Origin of the sequence: Acetanaerobacterium elongatum (genome assembly GCF_900103835.1) — a bacterium.
GTDB lineage: Bacteria > Bacillota > Clostridia > Oscillospirales > Ruminococcaceae > Acetanaerobacterium > Acetanaerobacterium elongatum.
Genome location: NZ_FNID01000012.1, coordinates 76,427 through 85,377 on the forward strand (window position 1 = coordinate 76,427; position 8,951 = coordinate 85,377).

Sequence of the window (8,951 nt, forward strand, 5' to 3'; positions counted from 1 at the left end):
GGTTGACTGAGCCGATTTTCGTCGTTCTTTACGAAGTAATAAACAAAATACGCCCCTAAAATTCAAAATAGATGAATTGTGAAGAGCTGCCGGGCACCAGATAGAGGATGCAGAATATCAAAAAGTAATACAATCCCCATCGTATAATTACAGGCAGCTTGGACGAGAGCGCAATTAAATCATGTGATAACGAGAAATAGTCATAGACACATAACACTAAAAGATACAGGGTAAGCTTGAGCAACTCAAGCGTGTTCAAATCAGCAAATCCGGTTTTAAAAAATGACAATGGATTACCGATACCAACAAACATACTCTTGAATATATACAATGCGTCAGACATATTTTGTGCTCTGAAAAATACCCAGGCAAAGCAGCTGAAGGTGAAGACAAGGCATACCAAGACAAACCATCTTATGTTATGCTTTTGCACGGTGTTTTTACTTTGCTTTTTGAAAAAAGCCGTTTCCACAATCTGAGCCGCACCATGAACGCCGCCCCATATCACAAAGGTCCAGTTGGCGCCATGCCATAACCCGCTTAACAAAAAGGTAACCATCAGGTTGAAGTAATGGCGGGCTTTACTTACTCTATTGCCCCCGAGAGGAATATAAACATAATCTCTGAACCAAGTGGATAGAGAGATATGCCATCGGCTCCAGAATTCTTTAACAGATGCTGAAAAATAAGGGCTCTTAAAATTGTTAATCATGTGAATGCCAAATAGGTTGGCTGAACCGACAGCAATATCGGAATAACCGGAAAAATCACAATAGATCTGAAAAGCAAAAAATACGGTAGCCAGTAAAAGTGAAAGGCCATGATAGTTTTGAGGATGGTTATAAATTTTATCGACGAACAATGCCAAATTATCCGCGATCACCATCTTTTTAAAGAGACCCCATGCTATAATCTTTAGCCCATAGGTCGCATCTGAATAATCAAAATGACGTTCTTCATTAATCTGGGGGAGCAGGTTACTCGTTCTTTCGATAGGACCCGCAACGAGCTGCGGAAAAAACGCAATAAAAGTAGCGTACTTTCCAAAATGTCGTTGTGCAGGGACATTGCCACGATAAACATCTATAACATAGCTCAGGGTCTGAAAAGTATAAAAAGAGATTCCCACCGGAAGAAGCACAGACAAAGTAACAGGATGAACGGGGATGGCTACCGCCTGTAAGATATCTGTGACCGAGGTGCTGAGGAAATTGAAGTATTTAAAGAAAAAAAGGACGCCGAGAGATGTGACTATCGCCGCCGCAAGAAGTAGCTTATTCTTTTTGCTTTTTTCAGACTTTTCCATAAACAACGCAGTAACATATGAAATACCGGTTGTGAATAGTATCAAAAATATGTATTTTACATTCCATGACATATGGAAATAATAGCTCGAAGCGAGTAATAATACCCATCGGTATTTATGCGGGAGCAGCCAATAAAAGATAAATACTATGGGCAGAAAAATGGCATAACTTAAAGAATTAAAAAGCATTCTATAACCTACCCTGCTTAATTATGTTGAAATTATCATGGAATATGTTTTGATAGTATTATAATTCTATAGCGGTTTTTTTGTCAATTAGTTATTGCGAATGGGTTGTTTCAGTAATATAATACATTAAGGTACAATGTTTTTGCTTAAAGTGAAGCCATTTACAAATCGGGGACAGGACCTTTCCTGTTGCAAAAAAGGAGCATATATCTCTTCGTGCACGAAAGGTGCAGGAAGGCAACATGGTTCAGCTGAAACACAGCGTATTGACACCGGAAATTTTTGCGCACCTCACCCAAAGCGTGGGATGGGAGGTGCCACCGCGGCAGCAGATTGAGGAGGCGCTTTCGCACTCGCTGCTAACCGTATGCGCGTTGGACGACGGAAAGCCCGTAGGCATGGCAAGGCTGTGCGGCGACGGTTATCTCTCGTATTTTTTGGAGGACGTAGCCATCCTGCCCGAATGTCAGGGCAAGGGCATAGGCAAGCGTATCATCAAGGACATTATCGAGTTTATCAAAAAGCGTGAGCACACTGGCTGGAAGGTACGGCTTGAGCTGATAAGCGCCAACGGAAAAGAGAAGTTCTACGAAAAGTTCGGCTTTGAACAGCTCCCCTGCGAGGAGGACGGTTCGGGCATGTTCTTGACTATTGAAAAGTAGGGCGATACAGATTTACGGCAGGCATCCTTAAAAGGATGCCTGCCGTTTATTGTTCTGCCGGTTAATCAGAAGGCTAGATGCTTCCGAAAGAGCGGCACCGAATGCTCCTGAGACAGTATACCGCAGGGTAGGCCTTGGGGCATACGCGGTGAAGGGGCAGGGCAGGGAATACAGAGCGGTTACGCTGATTGCTTAGGCTTGCAATATTGGAATAATGCTGTTATAATTACAGTTATATACAAACAATGTAATTGTGGAGGACAGACGTCATGGTAAAGACCTACTCCTTTTTAAGCGGTTTTGTTCTGCGGCTGATAATAGGCAACCTTTTGGTTACCCCGCTTATGGTGCTTGCGGGTGGGGCAGGAATGATTCTGTCGCCGATCATTATTATGCTTACGTTTTTTATGGGCATACTCTGGGTGGTGCTTAAGCTGCTGCAGGCACATTTCCCGGAAAAGACCATAGAAATACCCTATACCGAAACCACCAGACACAAGCAGAGAATAGGCGCGATTGTTTCGGTTATAGTATGTGTTATTGTGCTTTCTCTGAATATACTGCTTTTTGCTGATCAAAGCCAGCCATCGGTAAGCGTTGTGAGTTGGGGTTCTATAAATTTTCAGCTCCCCGCCATGTTCTCGTCTCTTGTATTGCTGCCTTTGGTGATCATTATATTGCTGGTGAATGTTTATGTAGCCTGGTTTTATCGCCTTGCAGGGCAGAGAAGGCTGCCGCCAAAGGAACTATCCGAAGAAAATAACTGATGCTATGATTAAACGGCAGGCGCCTTAATAAAGGGTGCCTGCCGTATCTTTGTTGGAGTCTTGCTTTATCTCTCGTTTGCTGTATAATGAATAAGGTTATACGTTAAAAATACCGGAGGTTTTACGATATGAAGCTCGGAATTGTCGGTCTGCCCAACGTGGGCAAAAGCACGCTGTTCAACGCCATTACCAATGCGGGGGCAGAAAGCGCCAACTACCCGTTCTGCACCATCGAGCCGAACGTGGGCGTGGTGGCGGTGCCCGATAAGCGCCTGGACGTGCTGGCGCAGATGTACGATCCCGATAAATACACCCCCGCGGTTGTGGAGTTCGTGGATATCGCGGGCCTGGTGAAGGGTGCTTCCAAGGGCGAGGGCCTGGGCAACAAGTTTCTGGCCAACATCCGCGAGTGCGAGGCGATTGTGCATGTGGTGCGCTGCTTTGAGGACGACAACATCATCCATGTAGACGGCAAGATCGGCCCGCGCAAGGACGTTGAAACCATCAGCCTTGAGCTGGTGTTCGCTGATTTGGAGATGCTCGCCCGCCGCACCGATAAGGCCGTAAAGGCCGCGAAGGCCGATAAGAAATTTGCCGCCGAGGTAGACTTTTTAACCCGCCTGACCGCGTTTATGGAGGAGGGCAAGCCCGCGCGTGCGTTTAGCTGCAGCAAGGAGGAGGCCGAGCTTCTCGCCACCATCCCGCTGCTTTCCGCAAAGCCCATCATCTACGCCGCCAACCTTTCGGAGGACGACTTTGCCCACAATATCGACACCAACCCCTTTTATCAAGAGGTGTGCGAGATTGCCAAGGAGGAGGGCGCAGGCGTGCTGCCTATCTGCGCCAAGATTGAGGCCGACATCGCCGACATGACCGCCGAGGACAAGGCGCTGTTCTTAGGCGAGCTGGGGCTTGCCGAGTCGGGGCTTGACCGCCTGATTCGCGAGTGCTACAGCCTGCTGGGGCTGATCTCTTACCTCACCGCGGGCAAGCAGGAGGTGCGTGCATGGACGATTACCAGAGGCACCAAGGCGCCGCAGGCCGCGGGCAAGATCCACTCCGACTTCGAGCGCGGGTTTATAAGGGCCGAGATTGTGTCGTTTGACGATTTGGTTGCAAGCGGCAGCATGGCGGCGGCAAAGGAGAAGGGGCTTGTGCGCCTGGAAGGCAAGGATTATGTGATGCAGGACGGCGACGTGGTGCTGTTTAGGTTTAATGTGTAATTGATGATAGGATAAAAACAGCGGGTACTGTCCGAGAGGGATAGTACCCGCTATTTAATAGTCGAAACCATGATTTAAGCAAAAAAATCCATGAAACATTTATAAATTATTAACCACTGGCCGATATTATCAAATATAATGAAATTATGAACAATGCAATTTAGCGGGCTGGCTGAAAAGAAAGGAATGGTCATAGGTTGAAAGATAAATCTTTCAACCTTCGAAAGAATGCCTGTCAGGGTATGACACTTCCTGCCGCTGTGCGGCACCGGCATTTTTTATAATCGGTTTTATGTCCTTTCTTTTGGGCATAGAACCCATAAGAAAGGACATGGATTATTATGTCACAGGGTAAGATTTTAGTAGTGGACGACGACAAAAACATCTGCGAGCTGCTTCGGCTCTACCTTGAAAAGGAGGGCTTTACGCCGGTGATTGCAAACGACGGCGAGGCGGCGCTTACCAAGTATGATGTGGAAAAGCCCGACCTGCTTATTCTGGATATTATGATGCCCAAGCTCGACGGCTGGCAGGTGTGCCGCGAGATTCGCAAAAAGTCGGACGTGCCTATCATCATGCTCACCGCCAAGGGCGAAACCTTTGATAAGGTGCTGGGGCTGGAGCTGGGCGCCGACGACTATGTGGTAAAGCCGTTTGACGCCAAGGAGATTGTGGCGCGCATCAAGGCGGTGCTGCGCCGTGTGGGCGGCCAGCCGACCGAGCAGGCGGTAAAAGAGGTTCGGTTTGACAAGCTGGTGGTGAACATGACCAAGTATGAGCTGAAGGTAAACGGGGTTCAGGTAGACACCCCGCCCAAGGAGCTGGAGCTTTTATATCACTTAGCCAGCAACCCCAACCGTGTGTATACCCGCGACCAGCTGCTTGACGAGGTGTGGGGCTTTGAGTATTACGGCGATTCCCGCACCGTAGACGTGCATGTTAAGCGCCTGCGCGAAAAGCTCGAGGGCGTATCGGAGCAATGGACGCTTAAGACCGTATGGGGCGTAGGCTATAAATTTGAGGTGAAGGAATAATCCTGTAGGGGGCGGCGAGGACGCCGCCCCCTACAGCCTAACATCTGAAAAATGAGGCATTCATATGCAGAAAAGCCTGTTTACAAAATATTTCACTCTATGTTCAACCATCATCCTCGGCAGCATGGCCATATTGGGCGCCGTGCTGCTCGTTTTTGCTTCGCAGTATTTTAAGCTGGAGCGCGAGCGGCTGCTGCTGCGCAACGCGATAGGCGCCTCCAACATCTTTGCCAACGAATATGTAAACCGGGTGGATCAGGGCGGCGCCCGCCGCGAGGTGGTGCTCTCCTATTTCCAACTGCTCGGGGGCGGCGTAGACGCCAACATCTTCTTAACCAATGTCGAGGGCAAAACGCTGGTGACCACCGATAAAAAGGATATCGTGGAGGGCGTGGTGATACCGCAGAACGTTCTGAAGTCTATCTCCGACCGCGGGTCGTTTTCGGAGCTTGGCACGCTGCGCGGGCTTTATTCCAGCGAATACTATACCGTGGGCGTACCGGTGACCATCGAGGGCATGGGGATTATTGGGTATGTGTTTGCGTCCTCCTCCGCCGCGGCACTGAGTGTATTCTTAACCGAGATGCTGAAGATGTTCTCGATTAGTGCACTGATTGTGCTTGCAATCTCGTTTGTGGTGGTGTATATCATTACCCGGCAGATGACCCGCCCGCTGCGCGAGATGGCGGCTGCCGCCCGGAAGTTCGGTAAGGGCGACCTTTCTGTGCGCGTGCCGGTGCGCGGCAGCGACGAGATGGGCCAGCTTGCGGTGGCGTTCAACAACATGGCCTCCTCGCTTGCCACCACCGAGAAGATGCGCCGCAGCTTTGTGGCAAACGTTTCGCACGAGCTGAAAACCCCCATGACCACCATCGGCGGGTTTATCGACGGCATTTTAGACAGCACCATCCCCCCCGAAAAGCAGGAGTACTACCTGCGCATCGTTTCGGAGGAGGTTAAGCGCCTCTCGCGCCTGGTGCGCTCGATGCTGGATATCTCTAAAATCGAGGCGGGCGAAATGACCATCAAGCCCGTGGAGTTTGATATTAACGAGATTATGTGCCGCACCATCTTTGCGTTTGAGCAGCGCATCGAGGCAAAGAAGCTGGATATCCGCGGCCTGGACGTGGGCAAGGTGATGGTGCTGGCCGACCCCGATATGCTGCATCAGGTGGTGTATAACCTGGTGGATAACGCCGTAAAGTTTGTAAACACCGAGGGGTATATCGCGGTGAGCTACAATAACGAGGGCGGGCTTACCTATGTTTCGGTGCGCAACTCGGGCGAGGGCATCCCGAAGGAAGAGGTTGCCAGCGTGTTCGACCGCTTTTACAAAACCGATAAGTCGCGCAGCTTGGATAAGCAGGGCGTGGGGTTGGGTTTATATATTGTAAAAACCATCATCAACCTGCACCACGGCGACATTATTGTTAACAGCGTGGAGGGCGAATACTGCGAGTTTGTGTTCTCGGTGCCCAGCGGCACCACCCCTAAAGAGAAGAAAAAACAACGCATAGAAGAAATCCGCGCGGAATAATCCTTAACTGAAAACCGGTTCAAATATGAATAGAAATCCTCGCAAAACCACGGCTATCAAAGCATTTGAGCGTATTTTTGAACGTTTTACAGGCGAATGTAGAGATAACGGCTGATTTTAACAGCTGATAAATATTTTATTTACAATTGCAGCAAAAAAATAGCGCAATCATTTAAAAATGCGTTTATTCCTTATTAACAACTGATGTTTATACTTTAAAGTAGTTTCACAGCAGACAATGATACCCACAGAGTGAAAGGGTACGCTGAGGATATACTATTTAATACAGGAGGCATCTTTTATGAGCGACTTTGAGAATAAAGACTACTATCAAAACAACGCAAACAGCGGAGATTCAAACGGTGCCCAGCAGAACAGCTGGAACAGCTACAATCAGAGCTCCGGCGCATGGCAGCCGCAGCAGCAGATACCGCCCTATGGCTATCAGCAACAGCAGCAAAACCCCTATCGGCAAAATCAGGATGCATACAAGTGGAACTTTAAGGAGTACGACAGCATGTCGCCCAAAAAGCCGCCGCACGGCAAAAAGAGCGGCGTGAAGGTGTTCCTCACCATTGTGGCTGTGCTGGTTTCGGTATCGGTAATCGGGTTTGCGGGATTTGGCGTTTACAGCCTTACCGCGGGCGGAGAGCTGTCAAACGGAAAGGGTGCTGCGTCTTCTCAGACGGCATCGTTGGCAGCACCCAAGGATAACACCGCAAGCACCGCGGCTACCTCTTCCGCTTCCGGCCTGAATATTACGGATGTGCCCGGCAGCGCCAACAATGAGATTGTATCGGTGGGCGGCGTACTTACCACCAAGCAGATCTATGCCAAGGTGGCTCCGAGCGTGGTGGGAATTGTAAACTACCAGAAGAACGGCGGCTGGGTGCCCGCGGGCGAAGGCTCCGGTATTATCATGAGCGCTGACGGCTATATTGTAACCAACGCGCACGTGGTAAGCGGCGCGCAGGGCATTAAGGTTGTATTAAATACCAACAAGGAATACGAAGCCAAGCTGATTGGTTCCGACACCAAAACCGACCTTGCGGTTATTAAAATAGATGCTACCGGGCTTACCCCCGCGTCCTTCGGCAATTCCGAGCAGATGGCTACGGGTGATAAGGTGGTAGCCATAGGGAACCCCGGCGGGTTGGAGTTTGCGGGCAGCATTACGCAGGGCATTATCTCTGCTGTGAACCGCTCCCTTAAAAGCTCTACCGGCTATACCATGGAGTGCATTCAAACCGACGCAGCCATCAACCCCGGCAACTCGGGCGGCCCGCTGGTAAACGAATACGGGCAGGTTGTGGGCATCAACTCCTCCAAGATTGCGGCCACCGAGTATGAGGGCATCGGCTTTGCGATACCCATGAACACCGCCAAACCGATTATCGACGACCTGATTAAGAACGGACGTGTAACCGGCCGCGCCAAGATCGGCATCTCGATTGAGGGCGAGGTTAGCGAGATGAGCGCACAGCTCTATTCCATCCCCACCGGCATTCTGATCGCGGGCGTGGATAAGGGCAGCGATATCGCCTCCAAGGGCGTGCGTGCCAACGACATCATCACCAAGATTGACGGCACCAAGGTGGATACCGTGAATCAGATTTTCGATATCCTTGCCAAGCACAAGCCGGGCGACAGCATAACCCTTACCATATTCCGCCGCCCCACCAATGCCGCAGACCAGACCTTTGAGGTATCGGTGGTTTTAAGCGAAGACACCGGCACCACCGTGCAGCAGGAGCTGCCCTCTGTGCAGGACAGCCTGCCAAATGCGGAATAGCTTATCACACTTCATAACGATATTTCACTTAACAACCTCCTCATATAAACAGCAACGGAACAGCGTAAGACACTGTTCCGTTGCTGTTTATTATTTAATGTTTGACAATCAATCTAAAGAACAAGATTAGCACATAGCGGCGAGTAATAATATAAGTAAAGCCAAATTGTCAACGCCGGTTTCGGGTATACCGGGACGGTTTTTGCTATGTGCGCCCATGCTGCTGCCAGCACCACCGGTACTGCCCGGAACGTCTGGATCATCGGGTGCACTTCCCGTGGGAGTGAAGCCTCCCGGATTGCTGTGAGGCAATTTGTTTTTAGTATTTACACATACGGGAAAGTTCGCCGTAGCGGCATTGGCAGAACCGTGAAGCTTGTAGGTGACACTGCCGTCAGCGTCAATGATGCAGTCGTAAACATTCGAGGAAACCGTATAGCC

General features: G+C 49.8%; 8 protein-coding genes. 6 read left to right on the plus strand and 2 right to left on the minus strand.

Annotated elements, in window-relative coordinates:
• Positions 1 to 55 precede the first annotated feature (55 nt).
• A complete protein-coding gene (locus BLR50_RS05960) occupies positions 56 to 1,495 on the minus strand; it encodes an MBOAT family O-acyltransferase (RefSeq protein ID WP_092639546.1) in 1,440 nt (479 codons plus the stop codon).
• A gap of 242 nt (positions 1,496 to 1,737) precedes the next feature.
• Here BLR50_RS05960 and BLR50_RS05965 point away from each other — a divergent pair, with 242 nt between their 5' ends.
• From BLR50_RS05965 to BLR50_RS05995, 6 genes are all read left to right on the plus strand, one after another.
• Positions 1,738 to 2,157 (plus strand): GNAT family N-acetyltransferase, encoded by a 420-nt coding sequence (locus BLR50_RS05965; protein ID WP_092639548.1) that lies wholly within the window; start codon positions 1,738 to 1,740, stop codon positions 2,155 to 2,157.
• Positions 2,158 to 2,426: 269 nt separating this feature from the next.
• On the plus strand, positions 2,427 to 2,924 hold the full coding sequence (locus BLR50_RS05970; RefSeq protein ID WP_092639550.1) for a hypothetical protein: 498 nt from the start codon (positions 2,427 to 2,429) through the stop codon (positions 2,922 to 2,924).
• A gap of 128 nt (positions 2,925 to 3,052) precedes the next feature.
• A complete protein-coding gene (gene ychF / locus BLR50_RS05975; RefSeq protein WP_092639552.1) occupies positions 3,053 to 4,147 on the plus strand; it encodes a redox-regulated ATPase YchF in 1,095 nt (364 codons plus the stop codon).
• Between the two features lie 341 nt (positions 4,148 to 4,488).
• The gene (locus tag BLR50_RS05985) at positions 4,489 to 5,181 is read left to right on the plus strand and encodes a response regulator transcription factor (RefSeq protein ID WP_092639556.1); all 693 of its coding nucleotides are present in this window, start codon (positions 4,489 to 4,491) and stop codon (positions 5,179 to 5,181) included.
• 64 nt (positions 5,182 to 5,245) lie between these two features.
• Positions 5,246 to 6,718: a sensor histidine kinase gene (locus BLR50_RS05990; RefSeq protein ID WP_242871701.1), complete on the plus strand. Its 1,473-nt coding sequence runs from the start codon at positions 5,246 to 5,248 to the stop codon at positions 6,716 to 6,718.
• A gap of 301 nt (positions 6,719 to 7,019) precedes the next feature.
• Positions 7,020 to 8,510, plus strand: coding sequence for a S1C family serine protease (locus tag BLR50_RS05995; protein ID WP_092639560.1), 1,491 nt, complete (start codon positions 7,020 to 7,022; stop codon positions 8,508 to 8,510).
• Between the two features lie 126 nt (positions 8,511 to 8,636).
• Here BLR50_RS05995 and BLR50_RS14455 read toward each other — a convergent pair.
• Positions 8,637 to 8,951 (minus strand): hypothetical protein (locus BLR50_RS14455; RefSeq protein WP_162840337.1); only part of this gene is annotated, 315 nt, incomplete at its 5' end.